We start from the raw sequence: 18,802 nt of genomic DNA on the forward strand, positions 1-18,802 counted from the left end.
TCCTGATTTTTGAATTGCATAACGACCAACAGCGATCGAAAATAGATTACACATAATCATTACCAATGCTACAGAAGGATTCCAATCGATAGTGGAGGGAGTATACTGTAGAGCAAATACTACATTTGTAACCATGTTTTTTTGATTAACTCCGTTAAATTTAAAGTTATGTTTATCAGAATTATAAAAATCCCTCTGTGAAAAACCTAATTTCGTTTTAATAATTAACAGTAATTCAAAGTTTTACGAATAAATAGTGGGTTATTCTTCAATGCGAATCAAAATATGCGGTATTACTAAATCGGCTCAAGGTAACGAAATTATTAAATTAGGAGCAACAGCATTAGGATTTATTTGTGTTGAGAGATCGCCACGCTATATTACACCATTACAAATCAAAGCCATTATTGATGATTTGCCCTCTCTTGTAGACACTATTGGCGTATTTGCCAATGCCAAAGCCTCAGAAATTATCGAGACAGTAAAAATAACAGGAATTACAGGGGTGCAACTCCACGGCGCAGAATCGCCTCAATTTTGCCAACAACTTAAAAAACAATTACCTCAAGAAATCGAACTGATTAAAGCTTTTCGGGTTAAAACCCCAGAATCTCTCACTGAAACTACTACTTACACAGAATACGTAGATACTTTATTATTAGATGCTTATCATCCTCAAATGCTAGGTGGTACGGGACAAACCCTTAACTGGTTAGATTTGCAACAGTTTCAACCTTCTTTACCCTGGATGTTAGCAGGAGGGTTAAACCCGCAAAACGTTACAGAAGCCTTAAGTCAACTAAAACCAGATGGTATTGATTTATCCAGTGGCATAGAGCGATCGCCAGGAGACAAAGACCTCAGTAAAGTTACGCAATTGTTTCAGACTTTAACTAATTAGATAACAATTTACTCCGTAATTTATCCCAAGTTTTACCCAAAATTAAATTTTATGGCATATTTTGGTGGTAATTACGTCAACACGGGAGTGGAATATGCCGACTGACCGTCGGCATTTCCTCCCGTCATGTAAAATCGAGGTGATTGATTACATCAAGTAAATCTACTCATCGCCTCAAGCTAAAATAAGCCATAATTCGGCATTCATGTATGATTAATCATTAATCATTAACGAGTGACCTTGGCACGAGGATATCTCAGCTAAGGAAGCAGTTGTTTTACGGCGCGAACGTTCGTTATGGGGCTGTGTTATGAATTTACGTGACTAACCTTGTCAGCCCCTTTTTAAGTTTTCCTCGAAAGACGCGAACTTACCGAACGCCCACGCCTGAAACGTGCGAGTTAACATTCTTTAGGAGTATTGGTGGTGTGAGTAAGCAAATTTTAGAAAAATTTTCATTAGACAGTAATACTTTACCGATAACTAGGCTTTTTGGTACGGACGGAATTCGGAGTAAAGCAGGAGAATTACTCAATGCTAATTTTGCTCTCCAATTAGGTTATTGGGTAGGTACAGTTTTACAAGAACAAGCTAATGAGCGTGGTGCAGTAGTTATTGGACAAGATTCCCGTAACTCCAGCGATATGTTAGCAATGGCAATGTCTTCTGGTTTAACGGCTGCGGGGTTAGAAGTTTGGCACTTGGGTTTATGTCCTACCCCCTGTGTGGCTGCGGTGACAAACACTACCGACGCTATTGGCGGAATTATGATTTCTGCTAGTCATAACCCTCCAGAAGACAACGGAATTAAATTTTTTAATAGCAAAGGCATTAAACTCGCCGATAATTTGGCTCAAGAAATCGAAACCAGACTAAGAGCTAATTACAATAACTTCAATTGTGCCGATACTGCCAATCAATGGGGCAAACATTACTATCGTCCTGGTTTAATTGATAACTATACCGCTATGGTACAGCGATCGCTGATTCCGAACTTAAACTTTCAAGGAATGAAAATTGTCCTCGATTTAGCTTGGGGTGCATCAGTTAATCTAGCCCCCGTAATGTTTGAACAGTTAGGTGCAGAAGTAATTTTACTCCATCAACTCCCCGATGGCGATCGGATTAACGTCAACTGTGGCTCAACTCATCTTGATACCCTGCGTCAAGCAATGCTAGAACATCAGGCAAATCTTGGCTTTGCTTTTGATGGAGATGCAGATCGAGTCATGGCAGTGGATTGTCAGGGAAGAGTGGTAGATGGAGACTATATTCTCTACCTGTGGGGCAATAAGCTTAAAGAACAAGGTGAACTACCTGACGATCTCATTATTGCCACTGTAATGGCTAATTTAGGCTTTGAGCGTGCTTGGCAACAAACAGGAGGCAAACTTATCCGAACCGCTGTCGGCGATCGCCATGTGCAAGCAGAAATGTGGCGCACAGGAGCAATGTTAGGGGGAGAACAATCAGGACATATCCTTTGTCATCATCATGGTGTTTCAGGAGATGGTATTCAAACCGCCCTCCATTTAGCCTCCCTAGTCGCTCAATCTGGAGCATCCCTGACTCAGCTAGTTAATAGTAGTTTCCAAACCTATCCCCAAATCTTGCGTAACGTCAGGGTAGAATGCCGAGAAAAACGCAGTCAATGGCAAGAATGCGAACTAATCCAGAAGGCGATCTCTCAAGCTGAAACCGCAATGGGTAATGAAGGCAGAATCTTAGTTCGTGCATCAGGTACAGAACCTGTTATTAGGGTTATGGTAGAGGCTATCAACCAAGAATTAACTAATCATTGGACGGATCAATTAGTCAGAGTAGTGGAAACAAATTTAGCAGTTTAAACCATTATCAAGATTGATGTATTTATAGGGGTTTGACACTGTCGCTTCCAGAAAGAGGATTGCAAAGGAAGAAGGCTTATACAAAGGTTTTCCTTGTTCGGAGGAGGACGAAAGACGGTCAAACCCTTACCTGAATAAACATCTACAATAATTTATAATTATAGCAGAGCAATAGTTTGAGCCTCTTGAAGAATTCCACGACAAATAGCGATCGCAATAATTAATTAGTTATTAGAGTTCACTAAAAGCAAATCTACACCAAAACTATAATGTTGAATCACCTCAATTGTTTTTTCAGAATTTGAGGCTTTAACTATTTCTAAAATTAAACTACCTTTTCTTAATCTAACTAGGGGTAAAACTAGGGAGAGTTTCGGCTAGCTTGATAGGCGAGCTATTAGCGCAACTCTTACAATTGCTTTAAGAATTACTAGACTGGACTGAAGATAACATGAATGGCAACAGATAGTTAACAAGCAATTATAAATTAGATAAATATGTACCGAATAACCAACGTGCCGACAGAAGAAAGTCACTCGGCAATTGTCATTGGTGGAAGTATTACTGGATTGATAGCTGCAAGAGTTTTAATCGATCATTTCGACCGAGTAATAATTCTAGAACGCGATCTCTTTACAGGGAAACCAGAATTTCGCCAAGGCGTGCCTCAATCACTTCACGTTCACGCCTTGCTTACTAAAGGTCAAGAAATTTTAGAACAACTATTCCCAGGCTTGAGTACTGAGTTGATTGAGAATGGTGCTTTAGAAACGGATGTGGTGGCAGATTGGCGATACTTATTTGCCGACGGTTGGGCACCTAATTACGATTCAGGAATGACGATGATTACCTGTAGCAGAAATTTACTAGAAAATGCTATTCGTCAAAGACTAAGAAAATATCGCAATTTAGAATTTTTAGAAGCTCATCAGGCAGTTGGATTATCCCTCGGTAACGATAATAAAAGCATTACTGGGGTGAAAGTAAAAGATCGGCAAAATCGCGAATTAAAATTATCCGCTCGGTTGGTGGTAGATGCTAGTGGACGAAATTCTCAAACACCAAAATGGCTCGAAAGCTTAGGCTATCAAAAACCGCAAGAGACAGTCATTAACTCTTTTCTGGGTTATGCAAGTCGCTGGTATCAAAAAGCACCAGAATTTACCGCACCTTTTCAGGGAGTAGTATTAAAAGCGAAGCCTCAAAATTGCCAACGTGGAGGCGTGCTTTATCCTGTAGAAAACCAAAATTGGATTGTGACACTGGCGGGAATTGGTAAAGATTATCCACCAACAGATGAAGATGGTTTCCTCGAATTTGCTCGCAGCTTGCGTAGTAGCGAGATTTACGAAACAATCAAAAATGCACGACCCAAATCACCAATTTACGGCTATCGGAGAACAGAAAATCGTCTTCTTCACTACGAGAAATTGCGACGTTTTCCCGAAAATTTTCTAGTTATGGGTTGTATATCAGACATTTATTGAAGTCGCCCATATGCTCAAGCAGCCGACAGCTTTGTTTGCTCCCAAAGTGTTTTTTAAAGTGCTATTGGAAAACAGATAGCGATTCAGTTATCTTAAAGATAAAAGCGATCGCTAAACTTGCAAACAGCTTCGCAATCCGCAAGACAGGAACTAAGATAAGTAAGTAATTAACCTTTGTTAATAACTATGCGGACTACCACCTCAGAAATTAACCTCGCAGACTATATCGATCACACCTTATTAAAACCCTCTGCGACTCCTGAAGAAATTCAAAAATGTTGTCGCGATGCAATTAAATATAACTTTCCTGCGGTATGTATATATCCTTACGCTGTCCAACAAGCAACCGAATTACTCCACAATCATAAAATAGCTGTTTGCACTGTCATTGGCTTTCCCACAGGTGCAAATACCCCCGCAGTCAAACTTTATGAAGCACAAGAAGCAGCCGAAAACGGTGCAACAGAGTTAGATGTTGTAATGAACCTAGGATGGATCAAATCAAGACAATCAGAGTTAATATACCAAGAAATTGCCTCCATATGCGAAGAAACAGGGCAAACTGTGAAAGCAATTTTAGAAACTACTGTACTTACTGACGAAGAAAAAAGACTCGCAGCAGAAATATGTCTCGATGCAGGGGTATCTTATCTTAAAACCAGTACAGGATGGTTTGGGGGTGCAACAGTAAAAGATATTAAACTATTAAAAGAAGTTTCTCGCGGAAAGGTAGGGATTAAAGCCTCTGGAGGAATTCGCACAGTAGAACAAGCGATCGCCCTTATTGAAGCTGGTGCAACTCGTCTGGGTACATCTCGTGGAGTGGATTTGGTGAGACAACAGAAAGAAGGATGAAGAAGTTTTCCAGTAGCAAGTAGCAAGTGAGGGATGAAGGATGAATTATGAGGAATGAACATAACATAAAGGTAGGGGCGCAAGGAAACCTACGCCCTCGAATAAACATTAAAGACACAATAGTTGTTTCTGCACAACAGATGCGGGATATTGAAGGGCGGATTTTCGCTCGGGGAATGCCCGTACCTGCTTTAATGGAAAAAGCTGCGGGATTGTGTTTTAAGCAGATTCAAATTCTTTATCCTAAGCCGAAAGTTTCCCATGTTGGTATCATAGTGGGGCCAGGACATAATGGAGGAGATGCTTTAGTAGTCGCCCGCGAATTACATTTAGCTGGTTATCAAGTTAAGGTTTATCGCCCCATAACTAAGCTTAAAGAATTAACCGCTTCCCATGCACAGTATGTCGCTAGTTTAGGTATTCCTTTTGGTGAAGAGATTGATATTTTAAGTGAGTGTGAATTAATTATTGACGGTTTATTTGGTTTTGGTTTGACGCTATCGCTTGATGGTAAAATAGCTGAGGCAGTAGATAGACTCAATAATTGGGGTAAAGCTGTAGTTAGTATCGATCTTCCTTCTGGTATTCATACTGATACAGGAGAAGTATTGGGTACAGCAGTTAAAGCAACTCACACTCTTTGTTTGGGTTTGTGGAAACAAGCCTTTTTTCAAGAACAAGGAGTAGAATACATTGGAAAAGCACTCAAACTAGACTTTGGGATTCCTGAAGCTGATATTAAAGCAATTATACCTGAAAATAACTTAATTCAACAAATTACACCCCAACTAGCAAAGCAGTTTTTACCTTTGCCTCGCCCTCAAGTTACCCATAAGTATCAACAGGGAAGCTTATTACTAATATGTGGTTCTCGTCGATACCCAGGTGCAGCTATCTTAAATGCATTAGGCGCAAGGGCTAGTGGTGTGGGAATGCTATCGGTGGCTGTACCTGAATCTTTAAGACATTTACTAATATCTCAATTACCAGAGGCTTTAATTATCGGATGTCCCGAAACTCCATCGGGTGCAATTGCATCTTTACCCTTGTCTGATGCTGAATTAGCCAAATTTGATACCATCGGTAGCGGTTCTGGTTTGACGGTTGAAGCTCAACCGATTATCGAAAGAATTATTAATTTAAGTTGTCCTTTGATTCTGGATGCAGATGCGTTAAATATAGTAGCTAAACTAGCAGCTAATAAGATGCCAAATATTTGGCAATCTAGAGCGGGAATTACAATTATGACACCACATTTAGGAGAATTTAAACGCCTCTTTCCCGATATTAACCATCCCGAAAAAGAGCGCATAAGAGCAGTACAACAAGCAGCCCAAAATAGTAATTCTATGGTCTTATTAAAAGGCGCAAAAACTGTTATTGCTCACCCAAATAATTCTGTTTGGGTAGTTCCTGAAAGTACATCAGCTTTAGCAAGAGGCGGTAGCGGAGATGTTTTAACTGGTTTACTTAGTGGTTTAATTGCTCAACAAAAGGGAAACTTACAAAATACATTTAATACTGTAGCACTGGCAGCCTATTGGCACGCTCAAGCTGGTATTAAAGCAGCAAAAGAAAGAACAGAATTAGGCGTAGATGCTTTTACTTTATCGAGTTATTTATCTTTAGTTTGGGGTAATAACTGACAACTATAAAATATCAGATAAATCTACAATCAAATTAGGTAAAATATTTTCACCAGATAAATTATTAGGACAGTCCATAACTTCTGCTTTTTGATTTATGCGATAAATTTCTACTTGCTTTTCATCAGGATTAATTAACCAACCTAGTTTGACTCCACAGTTTAAATACTCAATCATTTTTTGCTGTAGTTCTCTCAAATCATCTGTTGGAGACATGCGGTGCGACCCTGCTGAGGTTTCCTCGTGCTGTCGGAACGCGCACCAAGAAGCTCAATGGCAAAATCAGGATCGATAGGTGCAAAACCTCGTTTCTGTTTCGCGGTTAAATAATTCCATCTATTAATTGCAATCCAACTTACATCAGGAGAACGCACTGCGCCATTGGATAATTTAAAACCTGTGGAAGAATCAAATGTAACTCCTAATTTATTTTGATAATTCCATAGTTCAACTTGAAAAAACAAGTTTCCGTTAATTTTTCCGTTTTCACTTCCTGTTGGTGGCATAACAATTAGTTTACCGTTGGCATCAGTTTCAAATTTCAGATCGGGATTTTTAGCAGATAATAGTTCTAAATCACGATCGCTAATTGAATCAGTCAATGGATGAAGATCGATTGTATAATTCATTTTTATTGAATAGAGTTTTGTCCTCAAATTATATAATTAGCTCAGTTATTTATCTTCAGGAAGGTAGGTATTGTTTATCCTACTTTAATTAAGAATTACTCACTATATGGTTTTTATTTTGCCTTCTTTTTTTTGTTATGAATCGCGCATTCTTAGGCTAAGGTTTTTCCCATTCGTCCCGTCAGGGCGGGATAATAAGGATAAGCCTCGTGCCAAGGTCGCTCGTCAAGTACTATTATATAAAATTAGATGAGCTTGCCCTGTTTTCTATCTCCTTTTGCCTAACTCGATAAAGTGTAATTCATCTAACTAACTAATAATTGTTATATCAATGATACCTTTAAAGGATGAGAATCCTACTTACACGACTCCGATAGTTGTTTATGCTTTAATTGCAATCAATGTGGTGGTTTTTCTCCATGAAATGTCTTTAGGAGTGCAATTAGAAAACTTTTTTCGACTTTATGCGGTAATTCCTCAAGAGTTAAGTGCTAGTTTTGCGGGAACACCACCAGATCAATCTGTTCCAGAAATCGCAACTTTAGTTACCTCCCAGTTTCTTCATGGGGGGTTTATGCATATTGGGTTTAATATGCTTTTCTTGTGGACATTTGGCAATAATATTGAAGATAGTCTTGGTCATATTAAATTCTTGCTGTTTTACCTGATTTGCGGTGTTTTAGCTGGTTTAACTCACTGGTTCTTTGATATGAGTTCTCTTGTACCTACCGTAGGGGCTTCTGGAGCGATCGCTGGAGTAATGGGCGCATATATACTAAAATATCCTAAAGCCAAAATTGTCACTCTACTACCTCTGGGCATTATCTTTACCACTATTAGAATCCCTGCTTTCTTCTTCTTAGGTTTCTGGTTTGTGCAGCAAGCAATAAGTAGTGTAGCCTCTATTGGAGTAAGTGCTGAGGGTGGTGTAGCTTATTGGGCGCACGCAGGAGGTTTTGTGTTTGGTGCTATTGTAGGGCCTATTATGGGATTAATGAGCGATCGTCGTAGATGAGCTTGTATAAGCAATTCTACTTTTGATTACTAACTAATATTACAGGAATAGAACTGGTTTCTAAAACAGCTTGAGAGACAGAACCAAGTAAAATTTTTTCTGGTAATTGGTGTCCTGTTTGTCCCATTACAATATCTGTTACTTGATACTCTTGAGCTAATGTAATAATTTCTTCTGGTATTGAACCATTAATAGTAATAAATTGATGAGGAATATCTAATAGTAATTTATTGGTTAATTTTTGTAAGTTAATAATTTCTAATTCTGAAGAATTATTTTTGACATGAACTACTATAATTTCTCCATTACTACGTCTTGCTAAATCTCCTACTTTAGTTAAGACTTGAATTGCTATATCAGAAGTATCGATCGCAGCAAGTAAAATAGTCTTAGTTGTAATATTAGTTTTAGTAGGGTCTACAGGATTTTTTGTTAATAGTTTAGGAGCAAAAGTAGGAATCGCCCACGCTCCTAGAGGTGCAGTAATCAAAATAGATAAAGCTGCAACAGCTAAAATAATTTCTCCTCCTGGTATACCTTGACTAAGGGGAATTGCGCCAATAGCTGCTTGGACTGTGGCTTTAGCCGAGTTTCCTGGTAATAAAAATAATTTCTCGCGCCAATGCCAATTACTACCCACAGTTGCTAAATACCACCCAATAGTACGTCCAAAAACCAAACCAATAACTAACAATAAAATTCCTGAAAGTAACACATTTTCTAAAACTTTAAGCTGAATTGTTGCTCCCATCAAGACAAATAAAATAATCTCAGCAGCAATCCAAAGATGATTAAATTCTGTGCGTAACTTTCTCGCTAAAGGAGGACTAAATTCAATCAAGAAAAAACCCATTGCCATCGCAGATAAATAACCAGAAAAATAAGGATATTCTTTAGCCAAAACAACTATTAGTAAAGCCAGGCTAGCAACAATTAAAGTATTTTGTACCGTGTTTTGTGTCCATTGCTGCTTAACTACAAACCACACAATTAACTTGGCTGCTAAATAACCGATAATTACTCCTAAAATAACTTGACTAATTACTTGTAAAGGAAGTAACCACAAAGCATTACTATTGATAGCAGATTGTCCCAAAAAATTGAGCAACAAACTAAATAACAGCAATATCAAAACATCAGATAAAGCACTTCCAGTTAAAATAGCATCGGGAATTCCTTTTGTCACACCCCAACCCAAATTTTTGAGTCTTAGCATTCCTGGGACAATTACCGCAGGAGACTCTGCACTAACAACACAGCCTAATAGTAAACCCGTGACAAAATTAAATTGAAATAGCCATACTGCGACAACTGCAACTACTAGCATTTCAGTAATAGCGGGTAAAATCCCTAATCGCAGAGCAACATTACCCTGTTTGATTAATTTATCTCGATCTAGCCCCAATCCTGCTCGCATTAAAATTACCATTACTGCAATAGTGCGTAATTCATCAGCTAACTCTATAACCCCAGAATCGATTAAGTTACTAACTTCTGAGCCTAATAATATGCCAACTATAATCATCCCCATCAAGGGAGGTGCGCCGATTCTTTGTGCTATTTGACCACTAAAAAATCCTAATAATAGTATTAGGACGATGCTGAATAAGATCATTATTTTCCAATAAATTTTTTATCAGATAGTTAAACTTGTACTTGTTCTTTAACTTCTAATTCAATTTGTGCTTGTACCATTGGTGAATAAACAGGAATTTCTGCATTAATTGCTTCAAAACTGACCACTAAAGAATAAGGAACAGACGTATCTGGATTATTGTTCCAGCCTTCATGACCAACAACCGCAATACAAAAAGCCTCTTTTAGTTCATAGGATTTTACAACAGTCCAGTCTTTTTGTAGAGTTCCTGCGCTTCTAGAAATTTCTTTGATTGTTTTATGATTTTTCTGTTTCCCCAGATTCCAAGTAAAAATACCTTCACCCTTTTCTGCATTTTCAGGTGCATCATATTCTTTGAGTATTCTATTAAGAAAATAATCTGGGTCTTCTCCTTTTTTGCTACAATCCCAATCAAGCCAAGTAGAAAGATATCTTCTTCTATTACGTCTAGTTCTACGAGGTTGAGCTTTGTAAGATAAGGTTATTTCTAATAAAATATCTATATCTTCTCCTTGAGAAATAAGCTCTCGTGGTAGCGGAACTTGATAAATATGAGCTTGTCTTGCTTTAATTTTTCTTTCTCCTCTAGTGATTAAAGTAATTCTATTATCTATATTTCTAATAGCTCTTTCTAAATCAGGAATACCATAACCAATAGTACGAATAGCATGAAATAGATTGACATCACTTTGTTTTGTCCACTCTGGTAATCTCGCTGATTGCACAATTAAAGCGCGATATAACAAACAACTTTCGTAGGGAAATTCAGCAGCTAAACAAGCAGCAATATGAGTAACTTTTGGCGTTGCAAAAGAAGTCCCAATATTATCAGAAGCTACAGCGTATCCTCCATTCAAAGTCGAGCGCACTAATTCAGGACATACTGCTTCAGGACAAGTCAAACTAGGAGGATTATTATTATCTGTAACTACATCACCTCCATATTCAACAACTTCGGGTTTAATTGTTTCCCAGATACCTAAACCAGTACAAGAAAAGGCTGATGCTTTATCTGTTTTTGCAAGAGAAGTAAGAGGTGGATTATTATAATAAGTAGATGCTACCGAACCAACAGTTAATGCTTGAAAACTTTGGGCTGGATTAGCAATTCTACAAGAATCTTCTAATAAATAATTGGGATATAAACGGTTAGCTTGAAGATGATCTGTAACGGACAATCTGGTATATCCAATTTTGGAATTTAACGGTAAATTTCCCGCAGAAACAATAAAAAGAATATCATTTTGATAAGTTAATTCATCTATAGTAGCAGCCCAAGCACTCATATAACGAGTTCGACAAGGAACAATACCCGTTATCGAATGATTAAAAATTCGAGTATTATGTTGTTTGAAATAAAGATTGACTATTTCCTTTAGACAATCTGGAGGAAACAATTGTTCGGGTAAATGGCAATCTGCATCTAAAACTCTGGCATTTTGTAACCAACAAATTGCTTGTTGTTGTCCAGTACGAGGAATATTTCTAGGATAAAGTATCGCACCAGCTACTCTGGTTCCATGTCCGCCATTATCAACATAATCAGCAGTATTATCGCTTTCTTCTGAAATCCAACAAGTAGAACTATTTGAATCTATTGCTGACTTTAATAAAGGGTGTCTTTCTTGAATTCCACTATCAATCACGCAGATATTCGGTGCATTACTCTTAGGGGGTTGTAATTCAAACGTTGTTTCTGTTGACTCTGATGAAATTTGATTTTGAATCAGTTCTGCGAATTCATCTGGTTCAGAAACCTCAAAGATATAAGGAAAGTTAAAAACCAAATCTTTTAATCCTTTTCCTGAGATTTGAATACGGCAAGAAAAACTATCTGGTAACTCAATAAACTTTGGAGTATCTCCATCAATAATGGATAAAATTTGACCTTGGTAATTAACAACAAATTGTGTTAGCTCATCTTCTCTTTGAGATTTTAAATTATCCCACTCTTGATAAGTAGTATCTCGTTTATTTCTCCACTTGTTTAGTTTTTGATTATAGCTATCTACAGTTTCGTCGTCTTTCTTAGTTGGACAGTCGGATAATTTTACTTTATCTCCAATACAGGCTACTCCAATATCAATTGTATAAGTCTGCTCATCTTGAACCTCATCCCAATGTGCTAACAGTTCGGGCGAAAGAATTGATTCTATTTTTTGATATCCTTCAAATATTTCCCAGATTTCAGATATCGATCCACCACCTCTTTTTTCTTGAATAAATTGTTGAATTTTTTGTTCTAATTTTGTTAATTCTAAATCTGCTGATGCACCGATAATATAACCATCTTCAAGATCGCCAATAACTTCTATGCCATAACCTCTAAGTTTATCTGGATCGAAAGAATCTGGATCGACTTTTAAAATAATACGTCTTGCATTAGGAAGCTCTGGTTTTTCCTCTTCTTCTCTTTTTTCTATGGAAGATTTCCAATCTGCAACAATAGAAGAAACAGAACTTTTTAATTTATTTCCATGTCCCCAGCGATTATCTTTATTACTTGCTGTTATGGGATTTGTTTTTTTGTTTCCTCCTCCATATAATATTGCAGTTCCTTCTTTTGTAAGCTTCAATTGAATATGAGGGAATTGCTTTGAATTTTCAACCATTAAACTTCCTGTAATTAAAGATAATTAACTTCAGGAAACTTTGATTTCTTCAATTGCTTCTTCTAAGTGTTCCTGAATAACTAACTCTTCACGATCTAAGATAGCTTGTTTAGCTGCGTCTTGAGCGACTCTGACCGCTTGTGCAGCCGAAAAACTTTCCATTTGTTGAATAATAAACTGCCAGTTAATCGAGCCTACTTCTATCGCCGACAGAGTTTGTCTAACTATCGATTCTAACTCTTTTTTCCCTGGAGGTGGGACTTCAATTACATCATCGAAACGTCTCCATAAAGCATTATCAAGAGTTTTATTCAAATTAGTTGCTGCTACTAAAAGCCCAGAATTGGATTCATACTCATCTAGTATTTGAAGGAAAGTATTAACTACTCGCTTAATTTCTCCTACTTCTTGTGTATCTTCTCTGGATTTTGCAATGGAATCGCATTCATCAAAAAACAGTAAACAAGGATTTTTATTTGCAAGCTCAAATACTAATCTTAAATTAATTGCAGTTTCTCCTAAATAAGAAGAAATCATTGCATCAAAGCGAACTTTAAGTAAAGATAAACCCGTATTCCAAGCTAAACGTTCTGCTCCCATAGTTTTTCCGCAACCTGGAATACCAAACAAGAGAATTTTTTGTCTATAGCGTAATCCATGATGAGCTAATCTGTCTCTTGCTGCGTATTCTTTTTCTATTCTCTGAAAACGCTTTTCTACCGAGTAAGGTAGTATCATATGATGTCTGAGTTTTTCTCTGGGAATAAAATTAACTAAAGGCGTGTTAAGTCGGGTGCTAGTAGGTAAAACGCTTAAATTTTCTATTCCTGAATCTTTAACAACTTCATTGCCATTATGAGAAGATTTTGAAGATAATGAACGATTGTTAACAATAGAGCTACTTTTAGTACTCTTTTGGGTTATGTTTTCTAGTTGATTGGCTAAAAGCGTATGTCCTTTTTTACGCTCATCTTCTATTACTAGATATGTGAGTTTATCAATCGCACTTTGGTCATCACTTGCGATCGCTCTGAATAATCTTTTTAGAAGCTCACCTTTCATCTAAACTGGAATTTACTGTGTTGTCTAAAAAGTCAATTAGACATACTTATATACTAATCTATATTTGACCACAAAATAAGAGAGTTTGCGGAAATCTTAAAACTCTGAAAATTTCTAAAACAGATAGTCTTTATCTAATCTTGGTTAAGAAAAAAGAAATTTGGCGATCGCTATTACTTTCAGAGACATAAAATTATAGACTAAGTAACTTACGATAGCATATCAGTATTTCAAAATATAAGTGATTAAAAAAATTACAAGTTTCATGACTACTACTTATAAATGGTCGATCGTAGAATGGCACAATTTAGTAGCAACAGAAGTACTGGAAAGAAAACCAGTAGAGTTATTAGAGGGAGAAATCGTTATCTGGTAAATTAAGAAAAACTCTAAATAAAGTATTTCATAATGACTTATCTTAGTGAGTCTATTCCGCAACTTTTTTATCCTTTAATAATCATTTTTATCTATCTAACAATTTTAGTTACCATCGCCGAAGCTCTAAATCGTTTTATTAACGACGATCCAGAATTAACTAGAAAAGTAGTACACATAGGTAGCGGTAATGTGATTTTACTCGCATGGTGGCTCAATATTGAGGCAAAGGTTATTGTGGCTGCTGCGGTTATCGCCTCTATAATTGCCCTGACATCTTATTTTACCCCTATTTTACCCAGTATTAACAGTGTGGGGCGTAAAAGCTTAGGTACGCTGTTTTATGCTGTCAGTATTGGCGTGCTAGCTCAAGCCTTTTGGAAAGATTACCCCCAATATACCGCTATCGGTATTTTAGTAATGGCATGGGGTGACGGGATGGCTGCTATTATAGGTCAACGTTTTGGGAAACATACTTATAGAGTATTTGATATCAATAAAAGCTGGGAGGGTTCAACGGCTATGGCGATCGCTACTTTTATCGTAACCAGTACCGTATTACTATTTTCTCAAGGTAATTCGGCACAAACTTGGTTAATTGCGGGGTTGATTGCCATAATTGCCACAGCCTTAGAAGCTTTTTCCAAATTAGGTATTGATAATTTGACTGTTCCCTTGGCTAGCGGACTGATTTGTTACGGTTGCTATCAAATGCTGTAATAATTACCTATATAATACTTAACGAAGAGTAAAAATCTCATAAATTCGTAACATTATGACTAAACCCACGGAAACCGTAGAACCACTAGCTGCATCTTCCTCAGAGCCTAAACCTACAGATAGTTACGTAAAACTAGCAATGCGTAATATGGTACGTAAAGGAGGTAAGTCTATAAGGCATTTCATCTTAACCATGATTGGCTTATTTACAGTCTTGATTGGTTTATCTTATTTAACCAAACCATAATGCTTATTTGAGATATTTCAGCTAAAACATAGGTTAGATAGCAGTTTTATCCATAGAATTATCTCACTATATAATGAGGCAATCCCATCTCTTTATCTATGGTAACTAAAATAACAACAGAAATTCACATTGAAAACAACTACTACTTAAGTAGTAAAAATAACAACAATGCCATAGATTTGGCTGGGATCGATACCATTCCTTTGTCAGAATGGTTTGATACTTGGCTTAATGCCCTAGATGATAGTCTACCCCAGGCTAATGGTTATGAACTCAGTTTACGCTTTACCAGCGATCGGGAAATAGCTACCTTTAACAATCAATATCGGCAGAAAAACCAACCTACAGATGTTCTCGCCTTCGCAGCTTTGGAAAGTGAAGTAGTTTCCCCTCTAGAGCTTACTGAATTTTTATATTTAGGAGATATTGTGATTTCTTTGGATACAGCTTACCGACAAGCAAAGGAGCAACATCATTCCCCAGTCACAGAAATAGCTTGGCTTGCCAGTCATGGCTTATTGCATCTTTTAGGCTGGGATCATCCTGATGATTATAGTTTAAAGAAAATGTGGCAAAAGCAAGCAATTTTACTGAAATTAGTAGAAATTACTGATTAAAATACCTCTTTGTATTCTATACTTGCTTCTTGCTCCTAAATTATCCTGAGTTAAGATAGCGGGCAGTGCAACGAAACTAAACAATCTAGACATAAAGCTAGTTTTAAATTATGACAGAATCTACCAATACTAAAACCAGAAACCAAAATCTTGAGTTACGCGATCTAGCCTGGAAAGTCGCTCCTAACTTAGTTTTAAGCTTTAAATATGCTTGGGCTGGTGTATCCTATGCATTTAGTACTCAAAGAAACTTTCGGATTCATACAGTAATTGGTACTTTAGCAGTCAGTTTAGGTTTATTCTTAAACATTAGTGCAGTGGAAATGGCAGTTATTACCCTGACTTGCGCTATTGTAATGGTCTTAGAATTGCTCAATACAGCTATCGAAGCAGTAGTCGATCTAACAGTCAAACAGACTTACCACGAACTCGCTAAAATAGCTAAAGACTGTGCTGCTGGTGCAGTTTTACTATCAGCGATCGCAGCTTTAATAGTAGCAGTCTGGATTTTACTTCCTCCCGTACTAAGATTAATCATCTTAGCTTACTAAATAACCAAAATAATTGATAGTTAAACCAACTTAAAGGATTTTATTTTGATCATCGTTATTGATAACTACGACAGTTTTACCTACAACTTAGTACAGTATCTCGGAGAATTAGGGCAGGAATTACCTTTAGCCGCCGAAATACAGGTATATCGTAATGACAAAATCGATCTTGACACTGTACGCCAACTAAAGCCTGATGGGATTTTAATATCTCCTGGCCCTGGTCGTCCTGAAGATGCAGGAATTTCTTCAGAATTAATTGCTACATTGGGTAGTCAGATTCCCATTTTAGGAGTCTGTTTAGGACATCAAAGTATTGGACAAGTATTCGGGGGTAAAATTATTTCTGCACCCATTTTGATGCATGGTAAAACCTCGGAAATACATCATAAAAATGTTGGGGTATTCAAAAATCTTAACTCTCCTTTCACTGCAACTCGCTACCACAGCCTAGTAATCGAAAAAGAAACCATTCCAGAAACTTTAGAAATCACCGCTTGGGTAGAAGACGGTACGATTATGGGCGTGCGTCATCGAGACTATCCTCACATTCAAGGAGTTCAATTTCACCCAGAAAGTATTCTGACTAACTCTGGAAAACAGTTATTACGCAATTTCTTAGAATCTCTCCAACCACAACCTCAAGAGACTCTCGCAGAGTGCGTTTAACCCTCAAAGTGTAGTAATTAGATATTATTAGCACTATGTTTAGGGATTGCTTTAAGTTGAGCTTGTGGACTTTAAGGTATTTATACCCGCAATTGCCACAAGTTGGACTTAAGGTATTATTTTTTTTACCTTAACTTTACCTAAAAATGCGATCGCTGTAGTCATCAGATTCCTAATCTTTGCTATCACGAAAATTGTTAAATTTTTACCTTGTTTAATGCCAAGAATTAGACGAAATTAAGACTAATATCTATGGGGATCCGATATCAAAAAAGTATCAAGTTATTACCAGATATCAGATTAAATATTGGGACAGCAACAGCTTCCCTAGACTATGGGAAACTGCTCACCAGTAGTGACATCTTCACCAGTGCCACCAGTGATATTGATATCATTCAAAGTAACCTGTTGACCAAATATATCAGTGGTTACAAAATCTTGATTGCCATTGATTGGTTCACCAATTCCTTCTTCTAAAACAAAGATGTTATGACCTTTCCGCTCCAGGGGAACTGTCTCACCATCTTCAGTAACTAGAGCGACTTCTTGAACTGGATTGCGGTGGTTTGTGAGTCTGACTGCTGGCCAATAAGGATTACTTTCTGCTAGACGATCGACGATAATTCCGTCTCCAATTTCGTTGCCATAAGGCGTGACAAAGTTATCAGGAGGACTAACCAAACCATATTGAAGATCGACAATTCCCTCAATCGGCTCGGCAACCTGAGCAAAGGCTTCTTCACTAAGGTCTAGACCATTGTCTCTATCAGGCATTTGATCCACTACCATCACTGTGATCGGATCGGCTTGACCTTCTCTTTGATAGGGGCCTGATACCTCAAAGAAAGCACCGCTTGCCTCAGAATTATTCCACTGCTGGCGATTGATGGCAGTAATTCTACCTCGCTGATCTAGCGACACCACGTCATATCCAGAGTTTCCAGCCCCTGTTGCACCATAGTAAGTTCCCAGTCCTGTATAAGTTTTATTGGCTTCTAACTGTGCGCTCAAGACTGGTGTGGGGTTGGCTTCTAACTGTGCGCTCAAAACTGGTGTAGGGTCGGGGTCTGGTGTTGATGTATCCACCAATTCTCCATTCAATTCAAAAACACTAGGTTCATCTGAGACAGAGCCTTCCCCAAGAAAACCAATAGAAACTTTTTGGTCTGGAGCAACTGTGCCGTTATAGTCAAAAGGACGAATCACATAAGTATTGCCATCCTGGCTGACAATTTCTCCATTCCACATTTGGGTAATCTTGCCCTCAAACTCAAACTCAAGAGTCTCGACCTCGAGCGGAGTGTCACTCTGATTAGTAATATCGATGTTTCCTTGGAAACCACTTCCCCAATCATTAGTAATATCAAAATCTACTTCGGAGTTTCCAGGATCGGGGTCGGGATCGGGGTCGGGATCGGGGTCGGGATCGGGGTCGGGATCGGGTCGGATGCGGGGTCAGGATCGGGGTCAGGATCGGGGTCAGGATTCGGGTCAGATCGGGTCAGGATTCGGGTCGGTTTAGTTGAGTCTTGAGACTAAGTTCTGTGTATTCATTAAGATCAGCTCAGATTGGTTTGCCTTAAAATTGGTGTCTAAATCAGTTAGGTCACTATTTTGCAACTTCTTCGATTGCATTAGCCAAGTTCCAAATTTGTCGCTGCCCTTTGAAAACCAACTCTAAGGTTCAACCCTTGATTTCTGGTAATTTTCCTCCAATTCCAAAATGCTTTAAAGAAACGCTTTCATTAACAAGTCTCCTTGACCGTTAGCTTACTTTCCAAAAATTCAATGTTCTCTACCCGTGAAACCTTCGAATTCATGTTAACAGGCTTTGACCGGTAGCCTGGACTACCTAAGCAAGAGCTCGAAAACCGTACTCTCTGGTTAAAATCCGCCCGGAACCTGCCCATAGAGGAGGGCTCAGCATTGCCCAAGGACACAGGGGCATGAG

17 protein-coding genes and 1 pseudogene are annotated in these 18,802 nt (G+C 37.9%); 11 read left to right on the forward strand and 7 right to left on the reverse strand.

Features of this window, described 5'->3' with window-relative positions:
- A pseudogene (locus H1P_RS38970) lies at positions 1 to 135 on the reverse strand (photosystem I reaction center subunit PsaK); the annotation flags it as partial.
- A 136-nt stretch (positions 136 to 271) separates the two neighbouring features.
- On the opposite strand from H1P_RS38970, the gene H1P_RS19425 reads away from it, so the two are divergent.
- The 5 genes from H1P_RS19425 (at position 272) to H1P_RS19445 (ending at position 6,736) form a co-directional block, all read left to right on the forward strand.
- The gene (locus H1P_RS19425) at positions 272 to 901 is read left to right on the forward strand and encodes a phosphoribosylanthranilate isomerase (RefSeq protein ID WP_144870448.1); all 630 of its coding nucleotides are present in this window, start codon (positions 272 to 274) and stop codon (positions 899 to 901) included.
- A 419-nt stretch (positions 902 to 1,320) separates the two neighbouring features.
- Positions 1,321 to 2,748: a phosphoglucosamine mutase gene (gene glmM / locus H1P_RS19430; RefSeq protein WP_144870450.1), complete on the forward strand. Its 1,428-nt coding sequence runs from the start codon at positions 1,321 to 1,323 to the stop codon at positions 2,746 to 2,748.
- A 497-nt stretch (positions 2,749 to 3,245) separates the two neighbouring features.
- Positions 3,246 to 4,235: an FAD-dependent oxidoreductase gene (locus H1P_RS19435; RefSeq protein WP_144870421.1), complete on the forward strand. Its 990-nt coding sequence runs from the start codon at positions 3,246 to 3,248 to the stop codon at positions 4,233 to 4,235.
- A 186-nt stretch (positions 4,236 to 4,421) separates the two neighbouring features.
- The gene (deoC, locus tag H1P_RS19440; RefSeq protein ID WP_144870423.1) at positions 4,422 to 5,090 is read left to right on the forward strand and encodes a deoxyribose-phosphate aldolase; all 669 of its coding nucleotides are present in this window, start codon (positions 4,422 to 4,424) and stop codon (positions 5,088 to 5,090) included.
- A gap of 47 nt (positions 5,091 to 5,137) precedes the next feature.
- Positions 5,138 to 6,736 carry an NAD(P)H-hydrate dehydratase gene (locus H1P_RS19445; RefSeq protein WP_144870426.1) on the forward strand — a complete coding sequence of 533 codons (1,599 nt, stop codon included), beginning with the start codon at positions 5,138 to 5,140 and terminating at the stop codon, positions 6,734 to 6,736.
- A gap of 3 nt (positions 6,737 to 6,739) precedes the next feature.
- Here H1P_RS19445 and H1P_RS39430 read toward each other — a convergent pair whose 3' ends face one another.
- Entirely contained in the window at positions 6,740 to 6,952 is a 213-nt protein-coding gene (locus H1P_RS39430; protein WP_342799604.1) for a Uma2 family endonuclease, read from the reverse strand.
- Complete coding sequence (locus H1P_RS19450; protein WP_342799605.1) at positions 6,931 to 7,365, reverse strand: Uma2 family endonuclease; 435 nt, start codon at positions 7,363 to 7,365, stop codon at positions 6,931 to 6,933. Before H1P_RS19450 ends, H1P_RS39430 begins: the two co-directional genes overlap by 22 nt.
- Before the next feature lie 331 nt (positions 7,366 to 7,696).
- Here H1P_RS19450 and H1P_RS19455 point away from each other — a divergent pair, with 331 nt between their 5' ends.
- The gene (locus H1P_RS19455) at positions 7,697 to 8,380 is read left to right on the forward strand and encodes a rhomboid family intramembrane serine protease (RefSeq protein ID WP_144870428.1); all 684 of its coding nucleotides are present in this window, start codon (positions 7,697 to 7,699) and stop codon (positions 8,378 to 8,380) included.
- A gap of 16 nt (positions 8,381 to 8,396) precedes the next feature.
- On the opposite strand, the gene H1P_RS19460 is transcribed toward H1P_RS19455, so the two are convergent.
- Genes H1P_RS19460 through H1P_RS19470 form a run of 3 tightly spaced genes read right to left on the reverse strand, consistent with a single transcriptional unit; the run spans position 8,397 to position 13,672 of the window.
- Positions 8,397 to 9,992 carry a cation:proton antiporter domain-containing protein gene (locus tag H1P_RS19460; protein WP_144870452.1) on the reverse strand — a complete coding sequence of 532 codons (1,596 nt, stop codon included), beginning with the start codon at positions 9,990 to 9,992 and terminating at the stop codon, positions 8,397 to 8,399.
- A 32-nt stretch (positions 9,993 to 10,024) separates the two neighbouring features.
- Positions 10,025 to 12,610 carry a S8 family peptidase gene (locus H1P_RS19465; RefSeq protein WP_144870430.1) on the reverse strand — a complete coding sequence of 862 codons (2,586 nt, stop codon included), beginning with the start codon at positions 12,608 to 12,610 and terminating at the stop codon, positions 10,025 to 10,027.
- A 30-nt stretch (positions 12,611 to 12,640) separates the two neighbouring features.
- Positions 12,641 to 13,672 carry an ATP-binding protein gene (locus H1P_RS19470; protein ID WP_144870433.1) on the reverse strand — a complete coding sequence of 344 codons (1,032 nt, stop codon included), beginning with the start codon at positions 13,670 to 13,672 and terminating at the stop codon, positions 12,641 to 12,643.
- Between the two features lie 408 nt (positions 13,673 to 14,080).
- Here H1P_RS19470 and H1P_RS19480 point away from each other — a divergent pair, with 408 nt between their 5' ends.
- The 5 genes from H1P_RS19480 (at position 14,081) to H1P_RS19500 (ending at position 16,851) form a co-directional block, all read left to right on the forward strand.
- Positions 14,081 to 14,767, forward strand: a complete 687-nt coding sequence (locus H1P_RS19480) for a diacylglycerol/polyprenol kinase family protein (RefSeq protein WP_144870435.1) — start codon at positions 14,081 to 14,083, stop codon at positions 14,765 to 14,767.
- 55 nt (positions 14,768 to 14,822) lie between these two features.
- Positions 14,823 to 15,014, forward strand: coding sequence for a DUF3285 domain-containing protein (locus H1P_RS19485; RefSeq protein ID WP_144870437.1), 192 nt, complete (start codon positions 14,823 to 14,825; stop codon positions 15,012 to 15,014).
- A 98-nt stretch (positions 15,015 to 15,112) separates the two neighbouring features.
- Positions 15,113 to 15,631: an rRNA maturation RNase YbeY gene (ybeY, locus tag H1P_RS19490; protein ID WP_144870439.1), complete on the forward strand. Its 519-nt coding sequence runs from the start codon at positions 15,113 to 15,115 to the stop codon at positions 15,629 to 15,631.
- Between the two features lie 110 nt (positions 15,632 to 15,741).
- Positions 15,742 to 16,182: a diacylglycerol kinase family protein gene (locus H1P_RS19495; RefSeq protein ID WP_144870441.1), complete on the forward strand. Its 441-nt coding sequence runs from the start codon at positions 15,742 to 15,744 to the stop codon at positions 16,180 to 16,182.
- A gap of 45 nt (positions 16,183 to 16,227) precedes the next feature.
- Positions 16,228 to 16,851, forward strand: coding sequence for an anthranilate synthase component II (locus tag H1P_RS19500; RefSeq protein ID WP_144870444.1), 624 nt, complete (start codon positions 16,228 to 16,230; stop codon positions 16,849 to 16,851).
- Positions 16,852 to 17,178: 327 nt separating this feature from the next.
- On the opposite strand, the gene H1P_RS19505 is transcribed toward H1P_RS19500, so the two are convergent.
- Complete coding sequence (locus H1P_RS19505) at positions 17,179 to 18,300, reverse strand: expansin EXLX1 family cellulose-binding protein (RefSeq protein WP_186376045.1); 1,122 nt, start codon at positions 18,298 to 18,300, stop codon at positions 17,179 to 17,181.
- Positions 18,301 to 18,802 lie beyond the last annotated feature (502 nt).

The sequence above is a fragment of the Hyella patelloides LEGE 07179 genome (assembly GCF_900659865.1).
GTDB classification, from domain to species: Bacteria; Cyanobacteriota; Cyanobacteriia; order Cyanobacteriales; family Xenococcaceae; genus Hyella; species Hyella patelloides.

Coding starts and splice junctions, on each gene's coding strand:
- H1P_RS19425 (WP_144870448.1), top strand. CDS start 272: ATGCGAATCAAAATATGCGGTATTACTAAATCGGCTCAAGGTAACGAA.
- H1P_RS19435 (WP_144870421.1), top strand. CDS start 3,246: ATGTACCGAATAACCAACGTGCCGACAGAAGAAAGTCACTCGGCAATT.
- deoC (WP_144870423.1), top strand. CDS start 4,422: ATGCGGACTACCACCTCAGAAATTAACCTCGCAGACTATATCGATCAC.
- H1P_RS19445 (WP_144870426.1), top strand. CDS start 5,138: ATGAGGAATGAACATAACATAAAGGTAGGGGCGCAAGGAAACCTACGC.
- H1P_RS39430 (WP_342799604.1), bottom strand. CDS start 6,952: ATGTCTCCAACAGATGATTTGAGAGAACTACAGCAAAAAATGATTGAG.
- H1P_RS19450 (WP_342799605.1), bottom strand. CDS start 7,365: ATGAATTATACAATCGATCTTCATCCATTGACTGATTCAATTAGCGAT.
- H1P_RS19455 (WP_144870428.1), top strand. CDS start 7,697: ATGATACCTTTAAAGGATGAGAATCCTACTTACACGACTCCGATAGTT.
- H1P_RS19465 (WP_144870430.1), bottom strand. CDS start 12,610: ATGGTTGAAAATTCAAAGCAATTCCCTCATATTCAATTGAAGCTTACA.
- H1P_RS19470 (WP_144870433.1), bottom strand. CDS start 13,672: ATGAAAGGTGAGCTTCTAAAAAGATTATTCAGAGCGATCGCAAGTGAT.
- H1P_RS19480 (WP_144870435.1), top strand. CDS start 14,081: ATGACTTATCTTAGTGAGTCTATTCCGCAACTTTTTTATCCTTTAATA.
- H1P_RS19485 (WP_144870437.1), top strand. CDS start 14,823: ATGACTAAACCCACGGAAACCGTAGAACCACTAGCTGCATCTTCCTCA.
- ybeY (WP_144870439.1), top strand. CDS start 15,113: ATGGTAACTAAAATAACAACAGAAATTCACATTGAAAACAACTACTAC.
- H1P_RS19495 (WP_144870441.1), top strand. CDS start 15,742: ATGACAGAATCTACCAATACTAAAACCAGAAACCAAAATCTTGAGTTA.